The following is a 25,967-nucleotide window of genomic DNA, read 5'->3' on the forward strand; positions in this document are numbered from 1 at the left end:
TTTCTCCTGGTGAGTGGATGCCTGTATTCACTGTATCACTGGATAGCCAACTTTGTAGGCCGGGCAAGCGAAACGCCCCAGGCTTTGCCCTTTCTGGAAGACGCCTCGCAAAGCCAAAAGTAACCCTATGTAATTCATGTCACACACTTTTACTGACGTTATCAGGATCATAAAGTGACTGCGTTGCGACATATCCGCAATCGGGGTAAGGACATTATTGGACATTGCATGCAGGGAGCAATAAGTGCGTATAGAAGAAGAAGTTTTTCTTGACGATTATGGCATGAGGCGAAAAACATTTTTCTACGATCATCGGGTTCATCACAGCTACGTCTTTGTTGCTGGTCAGGAAGTCTACACTGTGATCGTTGGTAGTCTGTTTCGACACCTTCGACGGCATGGGTGGTTTAGCGGATTTTCGCCATATAAAATTTAAGGGCTTAGGCAGCGCGGTCGTTTTGCAATCCGTCTCGCTGGCGTTAATTGCGCACTATGAGAAACTGAAAATCGGTGGTTTTGTCTTCCAGGCCGCTTCAGGCGAAATTGTTGATAAGGGTCGCCGTGTTACCCTGGAAGAGACCTATGACATTATGCTTGGGTTAAAAAATGTACCGCGCTACAATCCACGCACAGGGTTGCCAAAGAGAATTCCGCGACCACTGATACAGGGAAATTTTCATGCTTACAAAACAGTTACAGAAGGGAGAGCCTGCTATGTCTTATTGCAATAAGCATGAACACCCTGGTGAAAGGGAAAAGCGAGTATTCCAGGCGTTAGCGTCTGCTGAGTTGAAAACTTACGGTATCAGCGCAGAGGCGTATATCCGGGATCTTAAAGCCGAGCTTGCTCCAGCTCAGAAACGATCTTCTGCTGCCCTGCTCCGCAGAAAGCTGGCAACTCCGCTGGTGCGTGAACGGCACGACATCTAACGGTATATTTTCAACATAAGGCTCAGCTAATGGGCTTTGTTTTTCTCATCAATGCACCAAAAACTACCCTGCCGCCAGCAGCGAGTTACAACTCCGGGGCTGTTTGCCGCGGCATCTGTTTAATGCTCTTCGTAGGCCGGGCAAGCGAAGCGCCCCCGGCAAGCCTTTTATTGACGACGCCTTCAAACGCTCAGTTTTAACCAGCGAAATACCGCCATAACAATGCCGATGGTAATAATGGCGATCAGTATGCTGACACAGCGCATAACCGCCTGATTCGGCTCGGTCAGCCACAACGACTCCTGGATAAAAACGATGATCCAGGCCACGGTAAACTGCCGTCCGAAATAGCTGATGGACTGTTTTCGCTGTTGCAGATGACACCCCAGCCATAAGCCCGCGGCCAGCATGGCAATATAAACCGGGGGATAAGAGTGCATGAAAGGTAAAAGGAGCAAACTCAGCAGCGTCGCGGCCATACAGCCGTATAAACGTTGCTGCATTCGCTGGCCGATCTGCTGCTGTACGGGCTGAGCCGAGGAAGGAAGAATAAAGACCGCCAGCACGGAAACCATCGCCTGCCAGAACCCCGTCAGCTGGAAAGCAAGCAGTATCGGCGTGACCAGTAACAGCGTGATCCCTGCCTGCAGGGGCAGCAGCGGTCGTCGGGGCGGCTCAGAGTGACTCTCCTGATGTGGCGCTTGTCTGCGCCGGTTAACCGGGTAAAAGAGTAGGGTAACCGCAATACAAACGGCGCAACCCAGCACCACCTCTTCGATGCGGTTAAACGTAAACCATAGCAGATGGCGAAACTCACTGTTTTTCTGTGCCTCAGCCATCACCATCATGGATGTGACCGCCCCCAGCACCCAGGAATAGGACCAGCGGGACACGTCCGCCCGCCATACCGCCACGCCCCCGACAATCGTGCAGAACAGCACCAAAAACGCCGCATCCTGGATGAGATACGTAGAAAGCAAGAGCGCCAGTACACCGCCAAGTACGGTTCCAGTCACCCGATTGAAAGCCCGAACCGTCGAGGCTTTTACTGAGGTATTCATGACCGCATAACTACTCAGCGCTGCCCAGCCAGGGTAATCAAAACCCGCCAGATCGGACAACAGCACCGACACCAACACGGCAGCGATGACCTGAATCGCAAATATCTCTTTCACGGTTGCTGCAGCCAGACGACTTAGCCACTGTTTGAGTTGAGCGGTCGGTGAAGGAAAGCTGGTGTTCACGATCTACCCCCTCTTTATTATATGGCTACTGGGGAGTGTAGTTATCCGCACAGGGCAAGCCAATCACCCGGTATAACCTTTCTGGAAGCCGCCTCGCAAAGCCTCAAGTAACCTTATGTAATTCGGGGTGAACTCTTTTTCGCAGGGGATCGGCGTCGTAGAGTCACTGCGTTGCGGCACATCTGCAATCGGGCCCAGGAACTCACGGGTGGTCAATCAAAACTGCACATTGAGGATGCCCTATGGCTACTATCCCTGGTTTTTCTTACTCGCAATCTGACGAAAGCGTTGTTCAACAACTTATCGCCCTGCCCCTTCCGGTTAATGCGGATCTCTTCGAGGCCGCCGAACACTGCGCCGCGCTGTATTGCGTATATGAATAAATCATTCCACGCCTGCTCGGTAATAAAACCGAACAGATCACTGAAGTGCTGTTTGCGGGCCTCCCTGCCCGCTAATGGCGATATTAATTAAAACGATGCCATCGCGGAGGTGCGAATGGAATAGCCCAGAGGAAGACCATCATCCTGGTCAATATCCATTGCGCTCATCACTCTGTCATCCGTACCGACGTGACGCCCCCTTAACATCTGCGCTTTTTCCGGTTGCTCCGCTAATTCGTATGCCTGCGCCAGATCGCGTCGCCAGTTAGCATTCCACGGGCAGGCCTGGTGTCCCTTTTCCATGTGCGCAATGCCATCAGCCAGGTGCCCTTTACGAACGCAAATCAGGCCCACCATGAAATGCGCAGTAGCATGTTCGGGCACGTGGTGCAGCAGGCGGCTGAAGAGCATCTCGGCTTCATCAAGCTTCCCCTGACGATAGCATGCGATGCCATCGGTCTGCATGCCGGGTACTGGCAGGCTCACCATCTCAACAGGCTCATGCACGATCTTCGCGTTAGTCCCCGCGATCAGCGGCGTCAGAAAGTCCGCATAACGCCGCCAGCGCTCGCGCGCCGTCTGATAGATAGGCTGGCGCACCTGCCACACGCTGGCGGTCTTAACCGGCCTGTCCAGTTCAGTCGTGTCGAGCACCTGCGGCTCCCATTGCACGCCCAGATAATCCAGCATACGACGCGCCTCTCGCTCCGGATCAGATACCACGTCCTCATAGCGTACTTCCAGGATGTCGCCAGGGAACAGCTGGTTCCAGTGGTGCATCATAAGGTTGTGATCGGCCAGTTGTTCACCAATCCACCGCAGGTCATAGGCGAAGCCCATACCGCCGTGCTTTGCCGTGTAGTCGGTAAAGAAATTGGAGATAGCGATATCGCGTGGATCGCGTCGCACTGAGATTATCCGCGCGTTCGGGAAAAGCAGCTTGATAAGACCAATGTTCTCGAAATTGTGTGGCAGCTTATCCACCACATGGCGGATCTCAGGCGCGTTTTCCGGCAATGTTTCCCGCAGTTCCTTGAGCAGGCCGGCAGTGATACCCGCCACGGCATCGACCGACAGATCGTCCACACAGTCCGGGTAATGACATCCTGAACCCGTATGACGTTCCCAGCGTTCCAGTCGGGCGATCGTACTGGGGATCACCCCCAGTTCGCCCGCACCGTGGATTTGGCTGTGTCCCGCCAGGATCTGTTCGACAAGCGTGGTACCGGAACGCGGCATACCCAGTACGAACACGGGCAGCGTTGAATCGTTGCCGATGCCGCGTCGGTTTTCGTAGAGCGAACTGCTGAATGCATGCCGGATACGCGCGCTGCTTTGCCGGTGTGCAACCGGGTCATAGCTTAAAAGTGCGCGGCTGGCGGCATTGGCTTCGTTTGCCAGGGTGAAGGCTTTGGTGTAGTCCTTGCGCTTTTCCCAGGCCGCAGCCAGTTGCAGCAGCAATCCAGGCTGCACCGGGCCGGACAGGCCAGGCCGTCGTGCCAGGGTTTCCAGGCGAATCAGCGTCTCTTCGTCCTGCGGAAAATGCCGGGCGTTGATCAGTGCCGCATGACCGCGTGCCGGGTCGACAGCCAAAACCTGCCCGAACAAAGCGACCGCCTCGTCGATGCGCCCCAGTTGCATATACAACTGCCCCAGCCCCTGCAGGGCGAGGACCAGGCGCGGATGCGCTTGCAGTACCTCGACGTATCGCGCCTCCGCGCCGGTGTAGTTTTGCTCCTGCGCATCCACCCCGGCGAGTGTCACTTGCGCCTGCGCCAGCCACTGGCCGATCTGCACATCGTCCATAGCGGGTGATGACCTCAGCGCCCCGGCCTCCTCGATGGCCTGTTCGGCCATCTGACGTGCCAGCGTCGGATGGCTCTGGGTGGCGACGCTGGCCAGCTTCAGGCGCAAAGGAAGCGTCATTTTTTGCTGTTGCCCGGCCAGATGGATGGCACGGTGCAGCAACATCATGGCCTGAGGCAGACGCCCCTGTAGCTCCGCCAGTTCAGCGTGCTGTTGGTACAGCTCCGGATGTTCCGGGTAATGCCCCAGACCACGGCGCAGCGCATCTTCAGCCTGGGCATGGCGTCCTCGCTCGGCCAGACGCTGAGCATAACCCCTCAGCAGGCCGCAATAATCCTCTTCAGCCAGTTCAGCCTGGCGTTCGTCCAGCCAGGCATCAGCGCGGGCGTTGTCGTCACGTGCCAGCCATAACTCCAGGCGCAGGCCACGCAGCTGTTGGTCGTGCAGAGCCGCCTGCCGTGCGGGCCAGAGCTCCCGCTCGCCTGCCCAGAAACGGTCGGCGGCGTCCAGCGTCTCCCCGGCCTGCGGCAAGTCCGCACGTTGCAGGTAAAGACGCAGCAGTTGCTGATAGACGGCGATTCCAGGTTGCAGCTGCAGACTGCACTCATACAGAGAGATAGCCTCCTCTCCCCGTTGTTGCTCCACATAACAGGCAGCCAGACGCGCCAGCAGAAGCGCATGGTCTGGTGCCGCCGGGCGGGAGGCTTCCAGCAGCGCCTGCGCCGCGTCAAATTCCCCAAGAAACAGATGCATGGCGGCCAGGTCGACGCGGACGTCGACCTCCAGTGCCACCGGGTCCAGCGCCATCAGCGCCTGGCGCGCCGCCTCTGGCTGACCCAGATGGGCCTGGGCCAGGCCCAGCAGCACCTGTTCTGCCGGTGAAATCACCGGCAGGCTATAACAGGCCTCTTGCAGCGCGTCGAACTGCTGCATTTCCACCAGACGGCGTAGCAATGTCAGAGAACCTGTCATGGCATAGCCAACCCTTGCGAGGTGAGGACGCCAGCAGGCATCGCCTGCAGATACACCTGAGCAAACGAATTGTCCTGATTCGGGTTTACGGTCCAGTTGCCGTTCCAGAGATCGACGTTATTACCATCACGAGAGAATTGGCCGTTTGCGTCAACTCCGGCGACGTTATAAGAAGAAAACGTCATAGAGAAACCCGCCAGCCAATTAACGGAATTCCCACCGTGATTCATCATCATCACTGGGTCGCCAAAGTGTCCCTGAACATCACTGCCCGTGCCCACCAACACAATCTTGTCGTCAAGACCCAGATTCTGCGCGCCCGACCACATCTCGTTGCTGTCCAGCCCAGCCAGCGAGCTGTTGTTAGGGCTGTTGACCTTGATATAGATGGTGTACGCGGTATTGGCATCAAAGACGCGCCCGTTGTGATCGGAGCTTTGGCCCGTCGTCAGGTCGAACACCACAATGGACGGATCCCCGATCCCGGCGAAAGCCGTCGTGAAGTTCAGTCCCGTCGAGGTGCTGATACCGGCATAGTCATTGCCCGCCGTGTCGTGCAGCGCGGTGCTGTCGATCTGGACGTGGTAGTTTGCGCCAGCCGCCAGGTCCGTTGTCGGGTTAACCGTCACCGTATTGCCGCTGATGCTGACCTGCGAACTGTCGGTGATATTGATGACCTTGTTCTGACTGCTGTCGCTCTCATTGACGAGGGTGATATGGCCGCTGCCAGCAAGTACATCTTCGCTAAAGGTCAGCGTGAGGTTAGCGCCCGTGGCCACGCTGCCGCCGTTGTCCTGCGGGGTGCTGCTGGTAAGCACAGGCGTAGTGTTGTCTACCGTCAGACCGGTGCCGTCCGCTGCCGTGGCCGTGGTATGGTTCGCCGCGGTAACCGTAACGGCGACGTTGCGTCCGTTTACGTGGTCAATGGATCCGGCGGCGATGGTGTATTGGGCGGTATATTTACCATCGCCCGCGATTGCATCGCCGTGAGTGCCGTCGTCCCAGGCCGTCGCCGGCGTGCTGGCACCAAACTGGCTGAAATCCATGGTGACGCTGGTCACGGTGCTGGTATTGGCGTCGCCGCTGGCCGAGTTGTCCCACACGGCGGTAACGGTGTCGCCGACCTTGTAGGTAATGCCATCTGCACCACCGGGCATGGAGGTGATGGCGATGTGGGCATCGGTCACTGTCGGTGCCACAGGAGCAGGACCTGCATTCAGGCCGATCTGGTAGATACCACCGACTGCGTAGCCGCTCTTGCCGCCATCGCTGGTGTCGGCATCAAACAGCACAGAATAGGTGATGTCATAGCCGCCCGCGCCATCGGAGACGATCCGCGGGTTATACAACTGCCCGCCCTGAGGCACCGTGATACCGCTGTCGGTCACGTCACTGGTCAGCTCGCCGGTGGTTTTGGAGATGGTGACCTGGCTCAAGCCACCGTTACCGTCAGGGAATACAAATACCAGATCCGTGCCGTTGTCGTAGGCCGTGGCCGATGCCGCCACAGAGCCATTGCTCATCCACGCCAACTCGTCATGGAGCGTTTTGTCCATCGCGCCAACGTCCACGGCGTGATAGCTCTGGGTCCCCATGCCATAAACGGTGTTGCTCTGTACGTGGGTGGTGATCAGCGTACCGTTGTTGTTGTAGAGCGTGACCTCCCAGGTCGCGGAGCGGTATTCCTGGCTGAAGACGGCAAAACCGCCGTCGAAAGCAATGACGTTGGTCGGAGAGCCCTGCTCGTCATTCCAGTTAACGCGCGCCCAGGTGGTGCCGCTGTCGAAATTGGCCAGCGTGCCGGTGGCGTCGAGCTTAAAGATGAAGGCACCGATAGGCGTACTTGTCGCCACCTGGCCCGGCGTGCCTATCCAGTCGTAGACCTCGGAGGCCAGGACATAGCTGCCATCGCTCAGTGCCGTCAGCACACCCGGCGTCAGCTGGAATTTCAGCAACTGGACTGCCGGGCTGGCGACGCCGCCGAAGTTTTGATTCGCGTTGTTGCCGCCAATCAGGGTCTGCGTGCCCGGTGTGAAGCTGGTTCCGCTGCCGTTGTAGTGGAAGACAGAGATGGCTTCCTGCTGGTCGGTCCCTGGGCCCATCGTCTGGTAGGCGATCGCGAAATCACCGCCATTCGCGCTGCTCTGCGCGGCAATGGTGACACCGGATCCAGGCGACGCCAGCGTGTCGCTGGATTGCAGGTTGCCGCTGTTGTCGTAGATAGCGTAGTGGACGCTATAGTCAGTCCAGTTAATGCTATCCACCTGCGACCAGGCCACGACGAAGCCGCCGTTGGCCAGCGCCTTGATCTGCGTATCCAGCATGGTGTAGCCAGCGGGAATGCTGATGTCCAGGGTCTTGACAACGTTGTTGCCCGCGTCCAGCACCGTGACGACGCCGTCGTACAACGCGCCGGTCGGATCCCAGGTGAGATTGTCACCGCCGGTCTGCCGCATGTACTCGACGACCGTGTAGCCGTTACTCAACTTCTCCAGACCGACGTTGACAGTCATCTCAGTGGAGGTGTCGGTGGTGCTGCCCGACACCATCTGGCTGCCATCAAGGTTGCTGCCGGGCGCTACCTCAACGGTAACGGTCTGGCTGCTGTTGTTGCCCGCCGCATCGGTGGCGGTCACTACGAGGTTATAGCTGCCGGCGACGGCGGCGCTGTTCAGTGTGACGACGCCGGTGGTGGCGTTGATGTCGAACCAGGCGAGGCTGTCCTGATCCAGGCTATAGGTGATGGCGTGGGCATCGCTGGCGTTGGCGTCATACACCTGGGTGCCCGCCGCTGCGCCGCTGGTGATGGCGGAACCGGTAGCAATCGCACCGCCTGCAATAACAGGTGCAGTGTTGTCCACTGTCACGCTACTGCCGGAGATAGCAGAAACATTGCCGGATGCATCCACGGCGTAAGCGCGGTAAGTCCCTTCGTCCAGGCCGGTCAGCGCCAGCACGGTGCCAGCGTTGGCCGCGACGGCAACGCTGATCACCTGGTTGTCGGCAGCATTGATGAGGCTGTTCAGATCCGTCACCGTCACGCTGTCGCTGACCAGATATACCGTGCCAGCTTCGGAACTCTGCACGGTGACAGTCTGACCGTTGTTCTCCACGCCATCCAGGTCGCTGAGGAGCGTGACGCCTGGCGGCGTGGTGTCGACGACGTTGTAGGTGACGGTCTGCGTGGTCTGATTACCGGCAGCATCGGTGGCGGTAACAGTGAATTGCGCACCGCTGGCCTTGGCCGGGCTGGAAATCAGCGTCACGACGCCGGTGCTGGCGTTGATGCGGAAGTGCAGGGTGTCGTTCAGGCTGTAGGTGACGCCATGCGCGTCAGTGGCGGCAGCGGTATAGACGGTGTCACCAGCGGCGGTGCTGTCCGTAATGTCGGCGGCTGTGGTCGCGCTGGTGAAGACAGGCACGACGTTATCCACTATCACGCTGCTGCCGGAAATGACCGACAGATTGCCTGCCGCATCGACAGCCCAGGCATGGTAGGTGCCGTCAGCGAGGTTGGCAGCGGAGATCAATGCAGGGGTATTGGCGGTGACAGCTGTGCTGGCCCACTGGTCGTTGGCCGCACCGGTAATGTCGCTGAGCTGACTGACCACGACACCGTCGTTCACCAGATAGACGGTGCCGCTTTCGCTGCTTTGTACGGTGGCCTGGCCGTCATGGTTCAGCACGACGAGGTTTTCGTAGGTGCTGCCGTCGGCGTTAAATTTCTGCACATAGAGGTGGAAGTTAAAAATACCGTTGGCAGGGCTCAACGCGTACCAGGTCACCATGTATTCGCCGTCTGCACCGACGGCGGTGACTTGTGGGTATTGGTCAATCGCGCCGCCGGAAGCTTCCAGACGCACGATATCGCCTACTGCGACACCGCTGGCATTGAATTTCTGCACATAGATGTCCGGGCTCGAGCCGCTATTACCCATCCAGGTGACGACGTAGCCGCCATCACCCAGCGCCGTGATGCGCGGGTTTTCGTCGTAGCTATTGCTCGTATTGTTGTGCGGTGCATCCAGTTGCACGACAGCGCCCACTTTGCTGCCACCCGCAGTGAACTGCTGCACATAGACAGTGTAATCCCAGGAGCCGTTGTTGGTGTCGTATTCCATCCAGGTGATGGCGTAGCCACCGTCGGCCAGCGCTGCAACATACGGATAGGTATAGTTGCCACCGTTACTGCCGTTGCTCAAGCCGTCCAGTTCGACGGTGGTGCCGACTTTAGCGCCAGTGGCATCGAACTGCTGCACCCAGGTGCTGCTGTCGTAATTCGAGCTGTTGTAGTCGAAGCCCGACCAGGTGACGACATAGCCGCCGCCAGTCAGCGCCGTGATCTGCGGCTGGGTTTCGTAGCTGGAACTGTTTCCGGTGGTGCCATCCAGCACCACCGGGAGGGAACCAGTGCCGGTAGCGTCGAACTGCTGCACGTAGATGTGGTAATCGCCGGAGGTATAGCCCTGCCAGGTCACCACGTAGCCGCCGTTGTCCAGCACGGTGATCTGCGGGCTGGCATTGTCATAAGAGCCAGGCACAGCCAGTGGCAGGGTGTTGCCCACGGCAACGCCGGTGTCGTCAAAACGCTGCACGTAGATGCCGCCGCCGCTGATGTACCAGGTCACGATATAGCCGCCATCGGCCAGCGTCGCGATCTGCGGGGCGATGTCCTGCGCAGAAGCGAACCCATCAAGTTTCACGGCTGCGGATAGTGAGATGCCGTCAGCGTTGAACAGCTGCGTATAGATGCTGGTGTCGTTGCTGCCATCGTCCTGGCCGATCCAGGCCACGGCGTAAGCCCCGGCATCATTAATGGCCGTCACGCTGACAAAACTGTCTGACCAGTTGTAGAACGTGTTGGTCGCACCTGATGCGAGCTGTACCGGTTCACCCAGCGCCACACCCTGAGCGGTAAGGCGCTGCGCATAGATCCCGTAGCTGCCATTGTTGTTGCCTGCCCATGTCACCAGGAAGCTGCCGTCACCCAGCGCGGTGGTGTCAAAACCGTTGGGGTAAGTGGAGTAGGTCGCCGGGCTTAACATCACTGGCCCCGACGAGCTGCCGTCGAGGGTGACAGTCGGTGCGATTTCGTCCACATCGGTGACATTGACGGTAACGGTCTGCGAGGTTGCGTGACCCGCGGCGTCAGTGGCTACGACGTTGAAGGTGTATTGCGGCACGTGGGTGCCTTCATAGTCGGGGGTGGCGTTAAAGGTGACCGCACCCGTTGCAGCGTCGATAGTGAAATACTGGGCGTCTGCGCGACCAGGCTCGTCAGCCAGGCTGTAGGTGACATGCTCGCCGCCGTCGGCGGCGTCATTATCGTTGGCCTGTGCGGTATAGATGGCGGTGCTGGCGGCGGTATTCTCGGCAACGCTAACCGTTGCGCTGGCATAGCTGTCGCTGAAGTTGCCGGTAGTGAAGCTCGGGGCCTGCTCATCGAGGTTATTGATACCCAAGGTGACCGTCCGGTCGCTGGCATTGCCCGCCGCATCGGTAGCCACCACGGTAAAGCTGTAGCTGGCCTTGCTCTCATAATCCGGGTTGCCGGTCAGGGTGACCGCGCCGGTAACCGGATCAATCGTCAGCCCCGCGTCGCTGCCCGCTTTCAGTGAGAAGGCGACGCCCCCGCTGATATCCGCCGTGTCGGTGGCCGTGGCGGTGTAGATCACCTGCCCTGCGCCGCTGTTTTCGTTGATCGCCGGGGCGGTTGTGCCGCTGGTGATGGTCGGGGCCTGCTCATCGAGGTTGTTGATACCCAGGGTGACCTTCTGGCTGCTGGCATTGCCCGCCGCATCGGTGGCGACCACGGTGAAGCTGTAGCTGGCCTTGCTTTCAAAATCCGGGTTGCCGGTCAGCGTGACCGCGCCGGTGATCGGGTCGATCGTCAGCCCCGCGTCGCTGCCCGCTTTCAGTGAGAAGGTGACGCCCCCGCTGATATCCGCCGTGTCGGTGGCCGTGGCGGTGTAGATCACCTGCCCTGCGCCGCTGTTTTCGTTGATCGCCGGGGCGGTTGTGCCGCTGGTGATGGACGGGGCAGCTTCGTCGAGGTTGTTGATCCCCAGGGTCACCTTCTGACTGCTGGCATTGCCCGCCGCATCGGTGGCCACCACGGTAAAGCTGTAGCTGGCTTTGCTTTCAAAGTCCGGGTTGCCGGTCAGGGTGACCGCGCCGGTAACCGGATCAATCGTCAGCCCCGCGTCGCTTCCCGCCTTGAGGGAGAAGGTGACGCCATTGCTGATGTCCGCCGTGTCGGTGGCCGTGGCGGTGTAGATCACCTGCCCTGCGCCGCTGTTTTCGTTGATTGCCGTGGCCGTCGCGCCGCTGGTGATGGACGGGGCAGCTTCGTCGAGGTTGTTGATCCCCAGGGTCACCTTCTGACTGCTGGCATTGCCCGCCGCATCGGTGGCGACAACGGTAAAGCTGTAGCTGGCTTTGCTTTCAAAGTCCGGGTTGCCGGTCAGGGTGACCGCGCCGGTGATCGGGTCGATCGTCAGCCCCGCGTCGCTGCCCGCTTTCAGCGAGAAGGCGACGCCCCCGCTGATATCCGCCGTGTCGGTGGCCGTGGCGGTGTAGATCACCTGCCCTGCGCCGCTGTTTTCGTTGATCGCCGGGGCGGTTGTGCCGCTGGTGATGGACGGGGCAGCTTCGTCGAGGTTGTTGATCCCCAGGGTCACCTTCTGACTGCTGGCATTGCCCGCCGCATCGGTGGCCACCACGGTAAAGCTGTAGCTGGCTTTGCTTTCAAAATCCGGGTTGCCGGTCAGCGTGACCGCCCCGGTAACCGGATCAATCGTCAGCCCCGCGTCGCTGCCCGCTTTCAGTGAGAAGGTGACGCCCCCGCTGATATCCGCCGTGTCGGTGGCCGTGGCGGTGTAGATCACCTGGCCTGCGCCGCTGTTTTCGTTAATTGCGGTAGCGGTGGTGCCGCTGGTGATGGTCGGGGCCTGCTCATCGAGGTTGTTGATACCCAGGGTGACCTTCTGGCTGCTGGCATTGCCCGCCGCATCGGTGGCGACAACGGTGAAGCTGTAGCTGGCTTTGCTTTCAAAGTCCGGGTTGCCGGTCAGGGTGACCGCGCCGGTGATCGGGTCGATCGTCAGCCCCGCGTCGCTGCCCGCTCTCAGTGAGAAGGTAACGCCCCCGCTGATATCCGCCGTGTCGGTGGCCGTGGCAGTGTAGATCACCTGCCCTGCACCGCTGTTTTCGTTGATTGCCGTGGCCGTCGCGCCGCTGGTGATGGTCGGGGCAACTTCGTCGAGGTTGTTGATCCCCAGGGTCACCTTCTGGCTGCTGGCATTGCCCGCCGCATCGGTGGCGACAACGGTAAAGCTGTAGCTGGCTTTGCTTTCAAAGTCCGGGTTGCCGGTCAGGGTGACCGCGCCGGTGATCGGGTCGATCGTCAGCCCCGCGTCGCTGCCCGCTTTCAGTGAGAAGGTGACGCCATTGCTGATGTCCGCCGTGTCGGTGGCCGTGGCGGTGTAGATCACCTGGCCTGCGCCGCTGTTTTCATTGATCGCCGGGGCGGTGGTGCCGCTGGTGATGGTCGGGGCAACTTCGTCGAGGTTGTTGATCCCCAGGGTCACCTTCTGGCTGCTGGCATTGCCCGCCGCATCGGTGGCGACAACGGTGAAGCTGTAGCTGGCCTTGCTCTCATAATCCGGGTTGCCGGTCAGCGTGACCGCGCCGGTAACCGGATCAATCGTCAGCCCCGCGTCGCTGCCCGCTTTCAGCGAGAAGGTGACGCCCCCGCTGATATCCGCCGTGTCGGTGGCCGTGGCGGTGTAGATCACCTGGCCTGCGCCGCTGTTTTCGTTGATCGCCGTGGCGGTTGTGCCGCTGGTGATGGTCGGGGCAACTTCGTCGAGGTTGTTGATCCCCAGGGTCACCTTCTGACTGCTGGCATTGCCCGCCGCATCGGTGGCCACAACGGTGAAGCTGTAGCTGGCCTTGCTCTCATAATCCGGATTGCCGGTCAGGGTGACCGCGCCGGTGGAAGCATTGATGCTGAACAGCGCGCTATCACCGGTGGTGCTCAGGCTGTAGCTAAACTGGCTGGGGTCGGTCGCGACAGCAGTCCAGACCACCTGGCCTGCCCCGATGTTTTCATCCACGCTGGACGTACTGGGGCTGGTGAAGACAGGAGCATGGGTATCAATAATGAGGCTGAGACCGCCGGACGCGTCAGTGGCGGCCGCTGCGCCTTTAATCAGCAACGACTGCACCTCATCGGACAGACTGCTACTGCTGCCGAGTGTGATCCCGGCAGTGACGGTGTCAAGGATGGTCTGGGTGGATGCACCGGCGTTGGCTTCCGCGCCGGAGAATGCTGCCAGCAGCAAACCATATTTTTCACCGGCACTCAGGCCATCGGCAGCGTCATAACTGCCACCGTTGGTAGCGACGACCGTCGTGTTCAGAATGTCATCCACACCAAACAGGCTGCTGATAGCGGCGGACGTGTCGGCCACCTGCGTCGCACTCAGGGTGGCTGGACTGTCAGCCGTGCCGCCGATGGCTTCCTGAGCCTTGTTATAGGCGAGAGTGGTCAACACGTTAATATTGAGAACGAGGGTACTGTTGTCTCCGGAGATAACACCCATGCTCCAGAGCTGAGCAGAGAGGTCTTTACCCGCGCCAGTCGCTTCGTCCAGGTAGTCAGCAGCGCTGCCGCTGTTGACGAGCTTAACAATCACCACGCCGCTGTAACTGCCCGCGGAGACGGTTACCGAGCCATTGGGTCCCAGCGTCCCCGTGCCAATCAGCGTTTTGCCATCGGCCTGATAAATCTCCACATTCAAATCGTTACTGCTGAGCGCCGGGCCGCCGACAAAATTAAGCTCGACGGCGTTCTGTACAGCGGGTTCTCCACCGCCGTTATCGTGCTTGCCGCCATTGTCACTCCCGCTATGGCCACTCGCCGCGGCAACCCCGACCACGCCACCCAGTGCGAGAGCGCCAGCCAGGTAGCCCACGTAAGAGTGCGATTGAGGAAGGTAGGTGACCGGATGGCCAGACACCACAGAGCTATTCTGCAGGCCGGCTAAGATACTCTCGAGCCCCGGGTGACCAGAGGTCATGCTGGCCAGCGCATCCGGAGAACCGTGCGCATAGAAAACATGGCTGCCGTCGGCTAAAGCCGCCCCTTCGGTGCTGGCAGGCGTCATCACCTGGGTAGAGGTGCCATCAGCAGGCAGGGTTACGCTGGTATCGCTTTGCGTAAACCAGTCCTGCAGGGTCAACGTGGTGCCATCGGCATAGTCCAGCTGCAGATCTTGTCCGTGACGCGAAGCCACTACGTCATCGGCCAGCTTGTCCTGATCGTTATCGCCCCGACGCTTGAGCACCCGGTAAGTTTCACCCGGCGCGGCCTTGTGAATGTTGTTCTGCCCGGCCTGCAGAGTGATACGGGTTTTGCCGGTATTGAGCGTGTATTGGCTTGGCTTCATCTGGATCTCGGAGTTCATTGTTTGTTATATCCATTTGGGGCGAACAGGAAAATCGGGTTGCAACGACCACCTGCGGTGTCATCGCTCCAGGAATGATTCACTGAGTGTTTTACGCAAAGGTTTAAGTAAGAAGTCCATCAGCGTGCGATCGCCGGTACGGATGTCGAGCTGAGATGTCATGCCCGGCAGGATGTCCAGCTGACGACCTGTCGTACTGCGCACAAACTGCCCTTCTTCCTGATGGTCCGACTGGCCTTCTGCATGGCTTTTCAAACGAACATGGACGCGGTAGTAGATCTCCTCGCCACGTGATGTGTTTTCCTTGAGGGTGTCGGCCGACACATAGATCACCTCCCCCCTGTAGTGCGCCATAAATGGTGTAATCGAAGGGATCAAGGCGTACGGTGGCCGGCAGCCCAACCTGAACCCGGGCAATATCAGCAGGCAGAACCTTAGCCTCAATGATGAGGGCATCATCTGACGGGACGATCTGCATGATCTCATCACCGGCACGTAATACCCCACCCAGCGTGGTGACGCGGACGTTTTTGACGATCCCAGGTCCCATGGCCGTAAAGACCGTATCGTGCACCTGCTGGCGACGGCCAGCCATCTGTTGCAGGGTCTGGCTCAGGTCATCTTCGGCCTTGGTGAGATCGGCTCGCGCATCATCCAGAAACTTATTGCGTCGACCCAGCAGGCGGGCACGGGCTTCATTGAGATCGCGCTGCGCGTTGAGCCGCTCACTGGTGCTCACATCCCCAGAGCGTTCAAGCCCGTTCACCAGGCTGAGCTTCTGACTGGCTAAATTCACAGCGGTTTGCAGCGCTGTAATATCTTCCTGCAGGCTTTGACGGCGTTGCAGGAACAGCGCGCGCTCAATGTCAGCCTGCTCGCGCAATGCCGGGTCAGGATCGGAGGGGAACCGGGGGGGCTGACTGGCCCGTTGATTCTGCGCGAAGTCGGGCAATACGCGCCCTGAGACCGACGATACGCGCGTCCACTTCACCCGCCGCTGCCTCAACGCGGGTTGGGTCGAGACGAGCCAGAATCTGCCCCGCCTTAACATGGTCACCCTCTTTGACGCCCAGCTCGGAAAGTACGCCACCGTCCACGGTCTGGATTATCTGCACCCGGCTGCTGGCGATAACCTCACCGTGTGCCCGGGCGACTTCATCTATGTGGAAATACATCGCCCATATGACAAAACCCAGCACCAGAACAACAATGCTCCCGATCAGCCCGGCGGAGAGTCGGCTACGGTGGTAGTTTTCCAGCCGATGCACGCGAGCGGCGTCAGCGACCTCGTCGTCAAACAGTTCAACGGCCATTAAGGACTCCTGCTGAATTTGATGCTTCTGGCATACGTGTTTTTAAGTTCGTTACTTCAACGGTGGGCCGCGAGCCCGTGGCGCGGGCCATCAGTCCTGGCATCAGTTTTTCTGGTGCACCATCACGTACGATGGTGCCTTCCTGCACGACCAGTACGCGGGTGGCAAAATTAACGGCAGCCATCGGACGGTGAGTGGCGACGATGAGGATATCTTCTGGTTGTAGCCTGGCCTGTAATGCTTTCCAGACGCGGGCCTCCGCTTCGCCATCCAGCGAGGCCGTCGGTTCATCCAGAAGCCAGATACGTGGACGAGACATCAGCACACGTGCCAGACCTACCAGCTGGCGCTGACCGCCAGAAAGACCCGAGCCACCCTCACTGATAGCCATATCCATACCCAGCGGATTACTGGCAGCTACCTGATCCAGCGCCAGATCGCGGGTGACGTCCGTCAACGTGGTGTCACTGACTGCACCTGCCAGCATAAGATTGCTTCGCAGCGTACCTTTGAAGAGCTGCACCGCTTGAGGCAGATAGCCAACCTGAGCACTGACCAGCTGGGGATCAATCTCCCACAAATCGACATCTCCCAGGCGTACGCGGCCCTCACCGGGGCGATACAGCCCGGCCAGGATCTTCAGCAACGTCGATTTACCGCCGCCAACGGGTCCTAACAGCAGAACGCGTTCACCGGCGTGAAAGCGGAGTGCGGGAATATTGAGTTGTTGTACCGGAGACTGCGGAAAGGCGAAGCGCAGCTTTTCCACACTCATATGTTCTGGCAGGCGATCGGGCAACAACAGGGTCTGGCCGGGACGGCGCTCCCCAGGTTTGCGCAGGAGGTTGTTCACCATATCCAGCGCTTCTTTGACCTGCTGCCACTGCATCAGGTACTGAACGCCCTGACTCACCGGCCCGATGACACGACCACCCAGAATACTGCAGGCTACCATGCCCCCGGTGGTCAGATATCCGGCCTCGACGCCCCACACCCCCACCACAATCCCCATGACATACGCCAGCGTCGACAGACTGCCGGTGGTGGTCGTACAGAACTGGCTGAGCGATTTTTGCTGAATGCTGTAACCGGCGATGGAATTGCTGAGCGTCTGCCAGTCTTGTGCAAAACGCCAGCCAGCATGACTGGCGCGCAGCGTCTCGGCACCGCGGATACTGTCCACCAGCAGGCCCAGACGCTCGTTGCTGCGAAGCATCTGTTGGCGCGTGAGACGGCGTAAGCGCAGACGGGTGAACAGGCCAATCGCCAGCGCGACAGGGAGCATTCCGAGGTAAACCCAGCCTACGGGCCCACCGATCAAACCAATCAGCCCGATAAACAGAAAGGCAAACGGCAGATCCACGATCCCGAAGACCAGACCGGCAGAGACAACCTGCCGTACCGAATCCAGGGCCCCCACCTGTGCGGCCAGCGTGCCCAGACTGCCGGGCTGCTGGTCGAGTTGCAGGTGCAGCAGGTGTTCATAGACATGCTGGGAGAGGCGTTTATCCACGCTGCTGGCAACGCTGTCCATGACGCGGGCTCGCAGTGTTTTGAGCAACCAGTCCAGCCCCACAACCAGCACCATCCCCACCACCAGCGTGGTCAGGGTTGCCCAGGCCAGGGTGGGAACCACGCGATCGTAGACCTGCATCGCGAAGAGCGATGTGGGAATGGCCAGAATGTTCACCAGCAGCGTGGCGGCTACGACCTGGAACACCCAACGGCGGTCGCGCAACAGTTCCCGCCAGACCAGGCGCATGGCCGGATTTTCGCTATCCGCGAGGTTTTCTGACTGTACGGGTGAAGCCAGGCTCAACCAGAGTACAGCCGTGTCGTCATCCGCAACCGTACCCGGTGCACCGGTCAGAATATCGTCTACGGTCAGCGTTCGGGCTTCGGCACCTTCACGGGTCAGCGTAAGGGTATTGGTATTCCCCCCCCTCACTGTGTCGCTCGGCCAGCCACCATGTCTGTTCGTGCCACATCAGTGCCGGGAGTTGGCGGGGATCAAAACGCCGCCAGGGAAGCAACGCCAGCCGGACATCTTTCATCCCCGCGTCCGACAGTAAACCGCGTACCTGATCCTGTGGGCGATCGGTCAACGGAGGAACGGCCTGCGCACGTGCATACGCCTGCGTTAAAGCCGCTTTATTCACCGGGGCCTTTAGCTTGTCCAGCAAGGCCAGTAATTCAGAGAGAGGAACAGATATCATCAGGGATGGCTCGCAGACGTGTTAGCTAATTGTGTGCCCGTGGGCAGGGCGCCAGAGGTATCGTCCATACGTCCCGTGCGTGCAGCCAGGCGCAGGCAGTCGACCCGCCATGCCGATCGCACCGCTACCAGCGCTTGTTGTTGTTCGGTTAATTCGCGCACGGCGTTGAGGACATCCAGCCAGCTCTTGTAGCCCGATTCGTACTGGCGACGGAAGGATGCCAGCGTGTCGCTGAGTTCAATGACAGACTGCTCATAACCCGTCATCAGCATTTGGTTAGCATCACGCTGATCGAGCAGCTGGCGCGTCTGAATGTCTTCGCTGTGGCGTTGTTGGGCCAGATCCTGTCGTGCGGACTCCACGCGTTCCATTGCCGCGTTCTTGAGGCCGCGGTTCACCAGTCCCAGACCTTCCATCGTGCCGGTCACCACAACATTGATCGTATTTTCATTTCTCTGGTTGGGGATGCCCGAGTAGTCGTTGCGAGAGGCTTGCAGGGAGACGGTCGGCATGGATGAGGTGCGCTGACGTTCCACATCCGTTTCCGCCAGCGTAACCCCCGCTTCGCGGGCTCGTACGGTCGCGCTCTGCGCAAGAATTTGTTCCTGTATAGCCCGATCGGCAGGCAGTTTGAGGATGCTGTCTGGAACCGGCAGGTCGCTTGCGATGGGCTCCTGCGTTAGGGATAACAGCGTGGATTCGGCGGTAAGCAGGTCCGATTTGGCCTGTTCAAACGAGGAACGCGCCTGTAACAACCGGGCCTTCGCCAGGCTGACATCAGCCGAAGACGCCAGTCCCCCCCTGCTGACGGCGCTGGATCTGTTCCTGCAACGCCTGATGGTTGGTAACGTTCGATTCTGCAACGGCAAGACGCTCGCGAACACCCTGGACATTCGCATAGGCCACTGCGGTCTCTTCCAGCAAGTCACGACGTGTCGCCCAGGCCGTGGCTTGCTGAGCAAGGGTGTCACTATCGGCGTAGTCAATGGCACTGTCGATACGCCCGAAAGCCCATAACGGTTGCGATACGCTGAGCGTGGTCGAACTGGAGTCATTGTAACCCGAAATTTGCCCTGTCCCCGCGCTGGCCCCAAGCGTGGGCAAACGTGCCGCGCGGGCGCTGTCGGCGTTTGCCTCTTTGGAACGCACAAGAGCCTGCTGACTGGCCAGACCGGGGTGATGGAGCATTGTGCTGCGCAGTGCGGCAAACAAACCGCCCGGCGAGGTATCGTCAGAAACAGAGTGCGAGGAGGACGAAGGTTCCCTCGCCTGAGCTGTGGTCACAGAAATGACAAAGGGTAAAGAAATTATGATTGCAGAAAGGATGTTACAACCGTGTCGACCTGGAAGAATCCCCATCGTCTGAAGAGCCCTGTATTTAAGAAAGAGTAAAAGGCCCACCGATCACGATTTTTCTCAGGTTATCCCGACATAACAATGACTTGATAAATGGCACGGCCGGAATAGCGAGTACAAATAAGAATATGCTTATTGTTTTACGCAATGATTACCGATCGGCAACATTCATGTCAATATGTGTAATCGTGTAATAAAAGCTGTAAAACATCGTTAATTGAGACGATAAGTTCACTTAACTCAAATAAAGATAGAGTGAGTAGAAACATTATTGCCAATATATCCGATAAGGCAGTGGATAATATGTCACTAGCGAAAAGTGACAGAGGGAGGTGTTGATTGTTCGGTGACTCAAGAGAATGTCGCTGCCCCTGAGAGGAAGTGACGATGTATGGCAAAGCAAGACTGTTATAAAGCGTTTTCTGATGGATTACCGCCTCTCTGGTTCCCTTAGTCAGTTCAAACTGAACAGGCCGTTTCTGGCCAACAATGCGGCTATTGTTCCAGGGGTTATCGTCATGTTCAATCTCCATTGGGTCAGGAGATGTGATTATGGTTGTCCTGTATGAGCGAGGAGCGGACTATCACACGCAGATGTTTAGGTGCAACTCGCTTAAAAACAAATGCTTGTGTTAATTTGTAGTGAAGCCGTTAAACAAAAACAATGATTGAATAGTTAGTGGAGGGAGCATGGGCATAGAGTTCTATATAACACGCGCTGATTTTTGGGCTGATAATGAAGAAGCCCAGATAACTCCTGATGAATGGCTTTCCCTCATCGATAGCGACAGCGAATTAACGAAGGACCTTAAAAATGGCGACTATCATGCTTTGTGGTCAGGTGCTTTATCGCATGATGAGGCATGGCTTGACTGGAGCGATGGCAATATATACACCAAATGGCCAGATACGCGGCTATATAGAAAGATGTTAGGTATCGCCGAGCGCCTCAACGCTCGGGTAATGGACGACGATGGTAATATTTACAGCGCCCCATCTGACTGGGAGTATGATCCTTCTTCTACTCATTAACGTCCGCTTCTGGCACGAAGCGGACCGCCTGACACACTGCGAAGTCTGCTATGAGCGAAAAGCGGAAGTTGGCATTTATTTGCCAACTTAAAAGCGCTTGCAGCCGTCTTGGATATCTTCTTGCAGGCGAATGACCGAGAGCCTTTTGAAATTCTGCCTCAGGAACACCAATTGCATCTGGCTTATGTTCACACCAGCGTCACAGGGGGCAAGCGTGAGTATGAAACACTGAAAGATATTGTTTTATATTCCCGCTCGCTTTCTGTATGCCTGTACCTTCAGCTGATAAGTAGCTTTGGATATGACGATTTGTTAAAAGGCTCATAAAGGTTCAAATCATTACATAATAACTATTATTGTTTTTTATCAATCAATTATGAAAAAACACATCTTGACCACGGCATCCACAGTGCTATGTTTACCGGAAGCGGCACAGCGCCTGGACTACACTCCAGATGGACTATGACCTTAGAGGATAATGCTTGTCTGCTATGCCAGGTTGGTCAAGCCCTTAGCCCCGCAAGCGAGACAATCAGCTGGGAAGATTAACAGTATTGGTAATCTGTAGCGAAGAGCTACAGTACTGCCCCTTACATCATCCACCATGATAGCTATCAGTAAGTTAACGAAAATGAGAGGGCATCGGAAATGCTCGAAGTTGAATTTCAGGAATGGTTGAATAGCAGAGGCGCCAAAACGCAAGCAGGCCTCAACTCCCGTATTTATGCTGTCAAAACTATCGAAAAAAATCTCGCAGCGCTTGGTTCTCCTCATGCAGATCTGGATGCAGCCTACAAGGCGGATAGGTTTGCGCAATTGCGGCAGCGGATCAAAGAGATTCGCCGTGATGCTAAAGACAACGGCGACGACTATCGGTTGCTGATGCCCGAATCAGAGCAACCGCTTAACCGATTGTCCAACTGGAATAGCTGGCTCGGACAATATGGACGCTTCCTGAGCGGTGATGATTCTCAGGCCGACGAAATTCGGGATTATGTTCTTGAAAACTACATCACTCCAGCCAGAGAGCGAGGTGACGCCAGCGTCACCCTGGTAGTTGGCCCTCTGAATACTGAAATGGGTCTTGACAAGGGATGGCCGAACATCTGTCAGGCTCTTGATGGTCAAAAATTTCAGGAGCTAGCGGATGTCCCCCCCTCCGGTGACGGAAGGGCCTAAAAAAGAGCACAACCCGGAAATATACGTTCATCCTTACGGAAGGAAGCGAACTGGTGGCCCAGAATAAACCAACACCGACTAACCTTATTTTTTACGGTCCTCCTGGTACCGGAAAAACCTATCACACGGCGAGGGAAGCCGTAGCGCTCTGCGATGGTAAAGACGCCTATCCGAACTCAAAAGATGGGCGTGCGGCCCTGATGGCGCGCTATAACGAACTGATGGCAGAAAAGAGGATCTCTTTCGTTACATTCCACCAGAGCTATGACTACGAAACCTTCGTTGAGGGCCTTCGCCCAGAAATCGGTGACGATGAGTCTTCGTCTGCAGGATTCAGACTCAAGCCTACGCCTGGGCTCTTCAGAGAAATTTGCGCCCTTGCCGATCAGGCCAGAACACAACCCCGAGCACAGACGGATGCCTCGGCACTGCAACTGTCCCAAAAACGCTTCTGGAAAATGGGGCAAGGGACAATTGGCACCGAAGACGATGTGTATGAAGATGCCCGCGACGACGGGTATATCGCTCTGGGGTGGGGTGGGACCATAGACTGGAGCGCGGATAGATTTTCATCGTTCAACGCGATTCATGATGAATGGATCAAGCAAAATCCTGAGAACCTGACGCCTAGTAACTGGACGCAAACCTATCCCTTCCGTTGTGAAATGAAACCTGGCGATATAGTGATTGTCCCTTATGGGAACACTGCGTTTCGCGCTATCGCTGAAATCACTGGTGATTACTATTTCGTTCCTGAAGCCGAAGGTTACTATGCCCACCGCCGCCCTGTTCGCTGGCTACTGACTCTTGATGAACCACTGCCACTCGATACCATTATCGATGGTAACTTCACCATGCGGACGCTCTATTCGATTGCCACAAGTCGAGTGAATATCCCGGCGCTAGGCAGACTGCTCTCGAGTACAGAAAACCCCGATAATAGTTCCGATGTTAAAGGGCAACCAGAGCAGTTCGTCCTCATTATTGATGAGATCAATCGGGCAAATATTTCGAAAGTGTTCGGTGAACTGATTACGTTAATTGAGCCGGATAAACGTCTGGGAATGCCTGATGCACTCACAGTAACTCTGCCTTACTCGAAAAAGAAAGATTTTGGCATCCCCGCCAACCTTCATATCATAGGTACAATGAATACCGCCGATCGATCCATCGCCTTGCTCGACACAGCATTAAGGCGGCGATTCAACTTCCGGGAAATGGCTCCTGACGCTACCCTGCTAAGTGATGTAGAGGCGATCGATCTCAAAGCCGTTCTTAACACCATCAACCAGCGAATCGAATATCTTATAGGCCGGGAATATCGCATTGGACACGCCTTCTTTATCAATTGTGAATCCAGGGCACAAGTTGAAGATGCAGTGCGCAATAAGGTCATACCGCTGTTACAAGAGTATTTCTTCGAGGATTGGAGCCGAATCGCGGCTGTGCTGGGCGATGGCTTTATGCAGGAAGAGCAGATCTTACCGCCGCCAGGAATTGAGGGTGAACCATTATCAAGCTGGTCGGTGCGTGCACCGTTCAGAAATGACGCCTTTGATCGACTGGTAGTCAAAGCCAGAAGGTTTAATGCCACTGCTCTCGAGGTGGCTGGTGAATCGAAAGAATGACGCACCTCACGGTTCACGAATGGGGTGGTGTTTGTGTGAACACGGAAAGCAGCATAAACGCTCCTCATGCTTTTACCCGCCCTCAGGCTAACACGCTGCTTACGGCGGCGCGCGAGCATCCGCTGGCAAATCAGCACGGTACCAATATCTTAATCGATCGCCATAACAAAATTATTGCCGGGCAAATGGTTGGGGTCATTGCCGCTCCGGGATGTAGCCTTGAGATCCTGCCCAAATTTGACGACGAGACGATAGAACCGGACGCCACAATCCGAAATCGCCTGATACGTATGCTTGATGTCGCCCTCGGCCTTAAAGTCGGCAATGGACAGGCTGCAACAATGGCGAGACAAGCTGAAAGCCTGCTAGAGATACTTATCCGCTTGTTCGCCGAGCGACTCTTATCTGAAGTACATCGGGGATTACCGCGCACCTATTTGGCACAGGAAGACGATTTGCCCACATTGCGCGGAAGGCTCAATATCAAACGACAATTCACTACGCTTGCCGTCCGCCCCGATCGTCTCGCCTGTCGTTACGACGTTCTATCGGCTGATACCAGCCTACTTCGAATTATGAAGGCGTGTGTAGTTCTGCTTCATCCTTATGCCCGAGCTGCTGATACGCTTCGCCATCTGAATGAATTGCGTATCCTGCTGGCGGGTGTTAGCGACATCCCCTTGAGTCACCTGCCTTGGTCACAGGTGCGGATCGACCGAACCAATCATCGCTGGGAAACACTCTACAATCTGGCACATCTTCTCTTACGACGCGACTGGCAGGCTACACACCACGATAAACGAGCGCAGAACGGGATTACACTGCTTTTCCCGATGAACGACCTGTTCGAGGCATATATAGCGGCACTGGCGAAGCGTGCTGTACGTGGTACGGAATGGTCAGTTCGTGCACAGGCAGGCAGATTATACTGTCTGGTCGAGGATGTAATAGAAGGTAAACCACGCTTCCAGACCCGACCGGATCTGCTTATCGAGCGGGACCATCAGACTATTATGATCATAGACACTAAATGGAAGCGTATTGGGCGTCATCCAGAAGATGTCAGGCATGGCGTATCGCAGGCTGATGTCTACCAAATGATGGCCTATGCCCGGCTTTATCACTGCCCACAAGTTATGCTTCTCTATCCACATCATGCAGGTCTGGGAGCTCAACCTCTGAATGCGGCCTATAGGATTCTAGCAGGCGAAGAACAATTACAGGTGGCGAGTGTCAATCTGCTCCTCGATGAAGACGAGATTGTCGGGCAGTTAATTCACCTTATCGGCACCAACACGCAGATAGGCTCTGGCTTGTAACAATAGATGAAAAACCTGCTGACCTAAATTGTTATGTCCGCTTTTGGCACTTAGCAGTCATTCAAGTGAGTCATCTCCATCCCCAGCCATAAATGTGATTCCCCATAAAATTAAAAACCGGGGCCAAAAACCGGCCCCGGTCCTTTCAACGCCTCAGTTCTTATTCTTTAACCCGAGCCCGCTTCCCTCTCTCCTCTTCATTACTATCTGCGGATCCCACCAGCGTAAAACTAAAGTTCACCTCGGTATGCTCCCCGTCAAGATCCCGTTCCCTCGCCACGGAGCTATCCGTAATCTTCACCGGATCCGCAATCAGCTCCGCCCTTGTCGCAAAGGCAAAGTCATCCCACAGATACTCATCCCCGTTCAGGTTGATCTGGGTAGTCAGGTGCTTATACCCCGGTGCCGACACAAAGAAGTGCACGTGCGCCGGACGGTTGCCGTGGCGGCCAATGGCAGTCAGCAGCTTCTGGGTTGGGCCATCCGGCGGGCAGCCGTAGCCGCACGGCACGATGCTGCGCACCGCATAGCGACCGTCGTCACCGGTACGAATGCGGCGGCGCAGGTTGTATTCGCTCTGGGACTGGTCGAAGAAGGAGTAGCCGCCGAGGGTGTTGGCGTGCCAGATATCGACAATCGCGCCGGCCACTGGATTACCCTGCAGATCGGTCACCTGGCCCTGCAGCCACATGGTTTCCGCCTGCTCCTGACCGTCGTCCATGCGGGCAAAGCCTTCGCTCAGCGGCGCGTTGGCCACGTATAGCGGCCCTTCAATGGTGCGCGGGGTGCCCACGTCGTTGCCCGATGCGGCTTCTTTCTCGTCGGCACGCATATCCAGATAGTGCTCCAGGCCCAGACCGGCCGCCAGCAGTGCCGCTTCCTGGCGTCCGCCCAGCTCGTTGAGGTAGTTCACCGCCACCCAGAACTCTTCGTCGGTCACGTCGAACTGCTTGATGGTCTTACACAGGTCGCTCAGCAGCTGGTGCATGATGTTTTTCAGACGATCGTTGCCGCCGGTGGAATTTAAGCCGCTGCTGATCGCCAGTAAGGATTCCAGCTCGGTTTGATGTACAGGATTCACGGACATTGCATCTTCCTCTTTGTAGGGTTCAGTTTGTT

The 25,967-nt window shown here is 57.3% G+C and carries 17 protein-coding genes; 7 read left to right on the top strand and 10 right to left on the bottom strand.

What is annotated here, in order from left to right:
• Window positions 1-398 precede the first annotated feature (398 nt).
• Window positions 399-731 carry a hypothetical protein gene (locus AAHB66_RS13555; protein WP_347113278.1) on the top strand — a complete coding sequence of 111 codons (333 nt, stop codon included), beginning with the start codon at window positions 399-401 and terminating at the stop codon, window positions 729-731.
• A gap of 381 nt (window positions 732-1,112) precedes the next feature.
• On the opposite strand, the gene AAHB66_RS13560 is transcribed toward AAHB66_RS13555, so the two are convergent.
• Window positions 1,113-2,174 carry an FUSC family protein gene (locus AAHB66_RS13560; protein WP_347113279.1) on the bottom strand — a complete coding sequence of 354 codons (1,062 nt, stop codon included), beginning with the start codon at window positions 2,172-2,174 and terminating at the stop codon, window positions 1,113-1,115.
• Between the two features lie 242 nt (window positions 2,175-2,416).
• On the opposite strand from AAHB66_RS13560, the gene AAHB66_RS13565 reads away from it, so the two are divergent.
• On the top strand, window positions 2,417-2,557 hold the full coding sequence (locus AAHB66_RS13565) for a hypothetical protein (RefSeq protein ID WP_347113280.1): 141 nt from the start codon (window positions 2,417-2,419) through the stop codon (window positions 2,555-2,557).
• Between the two features lie 87 nt (window positions 2,558-2,644).
• Here AAHB66_RS13565 and AAHB66_RS13570 read toward each other — a convergent pair whose 3' ends face one another.
• Genes AAHB66_RS13570 through AAHB66_RS13580 form a run of 3 tightly spaced genes read right to left on the bottom strand, consistent with a single transcriptional unit; the run spans window position 2,645 to window position 15,129 of the window.
• Window positions 2,645-5,335: a sulfotransferase gene (locus AAHB66_RS13570; RefSeq protein WP_347113281.1), complete on the bottom strand. Its 2,691-nt coding sequence runs from the start codon at window positions 5,333-5,335 to the stop codon at window positions 2,645-2,647.
• The gene (locus AAHB66_RS13575; protein WP_347113282.1) at window positions 5,332-14,805 is read right to left on the bottom strand and encodes a cadherin domain-containing protein; all 9,474 of its coding nucleotides are present in this window, start codon (window positions 14,803-14,805) and stop codon (window positions 5,332-5,334) included. The genes AAHB66_RS13570 and AAHB66_RS13575 overlap by 4 nt, the downstream gene beginning before the upstream one ends.
• Window positions 14,806-14,865: 60 nt before the next feature.
• Window positions 14,866-15,129: a hypothetical protein gene (locus tag AAHB66_RS13580; protein WP_347113283.1), complete on the bottom strand. Its 264-nt coding sequence runs from the start codon at window positions 15,127-15,129 to the stop codon at window positions 14,866-14,868.
• Window positions 15,130-15,373: 244 nt separating this feature from the next.
• On the opposite strand from AAHB66_RS13580, the gene AAHB66_RS13585 reads away from it, so the two are divergent.
• Window positions 15,374-15,595, top strand: a complete 222-nt coding sequence (locus AAHB66_RS13585; RefSeq protein WP_347113284.1) for a hypothetical protein — start codon at window positions 15,374-15,376, stop codon at window positions 15,593-15,595.
• Between the two features lie 100 nt (window positions 15,596-15,695).
• Here the strand turns inward: AAHB66_RS13585 and AAHB66_RS13590 are convergent, their stop codons facing one another.
• From AAHB66_RS13590 to AAHB66_RS13610, 5 genes are read right to left on the bottom strand one after another with little or no spacing between them, the layout of a single operon-like run.
• A complete protein-coding gene (locus AAHB66_RS13590; protein ID WP_347113285.1) occupies window positions 15,696-16,118 on the bottom strand; it encodes a biotin/lipoyl-binding protein in 423 nt (140 codons plus the stop codon).
• The gene (locus tag AAHB66_RS13595) at window positions 16,108-18,066 is read right to left on the bottom strand and encodes an ATP-binding cassette domain-containing protein (RefSeq protein WP_347113286.1); all 1,959 of its coding nucleotides are present in this window, start codon (window positions 18,064-18,066) and stop codon (window positions 16,108-16,110) included. The genes AAHB66_RS13590 and AAHB66_RS13595 overlap by 11 nt, the downstream gene beginning before the upstream one ends.
• Window positions 18,026-18,334, bottom strand: coding sequence for a hypothetical protein (locus tag AAHB66_RS13600; protein ID WP_347113287.1), 309 nt, complete (start codon window positions 18,332-18,334; stop codon window positions 18,026-18,028). The genes AAHB66_RS13595 and AAHB66_RS13600 overlap by 41 nt, the downstream gene beginning before the upstream one ends.
• Window positions 18,334-19,089, bottom strand: coding sequence for a TolC family protein (locus AAHB66_RS13605; RefSeq protein WP_347113288.1), 756 nt, complete (start codon window positions 19,087-19,089; stop codon window positions 18,334-18,336). Before AAHB66_RS13605 ends, AAHB66_RS13600 begins: the two co-directional genes overlap by 1 nt.
• Before the next feature lie 22 nt (window positions 19,090-19,111).
• Window positions 19,112-19,522: a TolC family protein gene (locus AAHB66_RS13610; RefSeq protein ID WP_347113289.1), complete on the bottom strand. Its 411-nt coding sequence runs from the start codon at window positions 19,520-19,522 to the stop codon at window positions 19,112-19,114.
• An 858-nt stretch (window positions 19,523-20,380) separates the two neighbouring features.
• Between AAHB66_RS13610 and AAHB66_RS13615 the strand changes: the two genes are divergently transcribed.
• The 4 genes from AAHB66_RS13615 to AAHB66_RS13630 all read left to right on the top strand — a co-directional run bounded on the left by AAHB66_RS13615 (window position 20,381) and on the right by AAHB66_RS13630 (window position 24,848).
• The gene (locus tag AAHB66_RS13615; protein WP_347113290.1) at window positions 20,381-20,722 is read left to right on the top strand and encodes a hypothetical protein; all 342 of its coding nucleotides are present in this window, start codon (window positions 20,381-20,383) and stop codon (window positions 20,720-20,722) included.
• A gap of 648 nt (window positions 20,723-21,370) precedes the next feature.
• Entirely contained in the window at window positions 21,371-21,901 is a 531-nt protein-coding gene (locus AAHB66_RS13620; RefSeq protein ID WP_347113291.1) for a hypothetical protein, read from the top strand.
• A gap of 53 nt (window positions 21,902-21,954) precedes the next feature.
• A complete protein-coding gene (locus tag AAHB66_RS13625; protein WP_347113292.1) occupies window positions 21,955-23,529 on the top strand; it encodes an AAA family ATPase in 1,575 nt (524 codons plus the stop codon).
• Window positions 23,526-24,848, top strand: coding sequence for a calmodulin-binding protein (locus tag AAHB66_RS13630; RefSeq protein WP_347113293.1), 1,323 nt, complete (start codon window positions 23,526-23,528; stop codon window positions 24,846-24,848). Before AAHB66_RS13625 ends, AAHB66_RS13630 begins: the two co-directional genes overlap by 4 nt.
• Window positions 24,849-25,008: 160 nt before the next feature.
• On the opposite strand, the gene catA is transcribed toward AAHB66_RS13630, so the two are convergent.
• The gene (gene catA, locus AAHB66_RS13635) at window positions 25,009-25,935 is read right to left on the bottom strand and encodes a catechol 1,2-dioxygenase (protein WP_347113294.1); all 927 of its coding nucleotides are present in this window, start codon (window positions 25,933-25,935) and stop codon (window positions 25,009-25,011) included.
• Window positions 25,936-25,967: the final 32 nt, after the last annotated feature.

It is taken from the genome of Leclercia sp. S52, assembly GCF_039727615.1.
GTDB classification, from domain to species: domain Bacteria; phylum Pseudomonadota; class Gammaproteobacteria; order Enterobacterales; family Enterobacteriaceae; genus Enterobacter; species Enterobacter adecarboxylatus_B.

Bases quoted from the DNA above. Each gene is read 5' to 3' on its own strand.
- AAHB66_RS13555 (WP_347113278.1), top strand. From the start codon at position 399: ATGGGTGGTTTAGCGGATTTTCGCCATATAAAATTTAAGGGCTTAGGC.
- AAHB66_RS13565 (WP_347113280.1), top strand. From the start codon at position 2,417: ATGGCTACTATCCCTGGTTTTTCTTACTCGCAATCTGACGAAAGCGTT.
- AAHB66_RS13570 (WP_347113281.1), bottom strand. From the start codon at position 5,335: ATGACAGGTTCTCTGACATTGCTACGCCGTCTGGTGGAAATGCAGCAG.
- AAHB66_RS13575 (WP_347113282.1), bottom strand. From the start codon at position 14,805: ATGAACTCCGAGATCCAGATGAAGCCAAGCCAATACACGCTCAATACC.
- AAHB66_RS13590 (WP_347113285.1), bottom strand. From the start codon at position 16,118: ATGGCCGTTGAACTGTTTGACGACGAGGTCGCTGACGCCGCTCGCGTG.
- AAHB66_RS13600 (WP_347113287.1), bottom strand. From the start codon at position 18,334: ATGATATCTGTTCCTCTCTCTGAATTACTGGCCTTGCTGGACAAGCTA.
- AAHB66_RS13610 (WP_347113289.1), bottom strand. From the start codon at position 19,522: ATGCTCCATCACCCCGGTCTGGCCAGTCAGCAGGCTCTTGTGCGTTCC.
- AAHB66_RS13615 (WP_347113290.1), top strand. From the start codon at position 20,381: ATGGGCATAGAGTTCTATATAACACGCGCTGATTTTTGGGCTGATAAT.
- AAHB66_RS13620 (WP_347113291.1), top strand. From the start codon at position 21,371: ATGCTCGAAGTTGAATTTCAGGAATGGTTGAATAGCAGAGGCGCCAAA.
- AAHB66_RS13630 (WP_347113293.1), top strand. From the start codon at position 23,526: ATGACGCACCTCACGGTTCACGAATGGGGTGGTGTTTGTGTGAACACG.
- catA (WP_347113294.1), bottom strand. From the start codon at position 25,935: ATGTCCGTGAATCCTGTACATCAAACCGAGCTGGAATCCTTACTGGCG.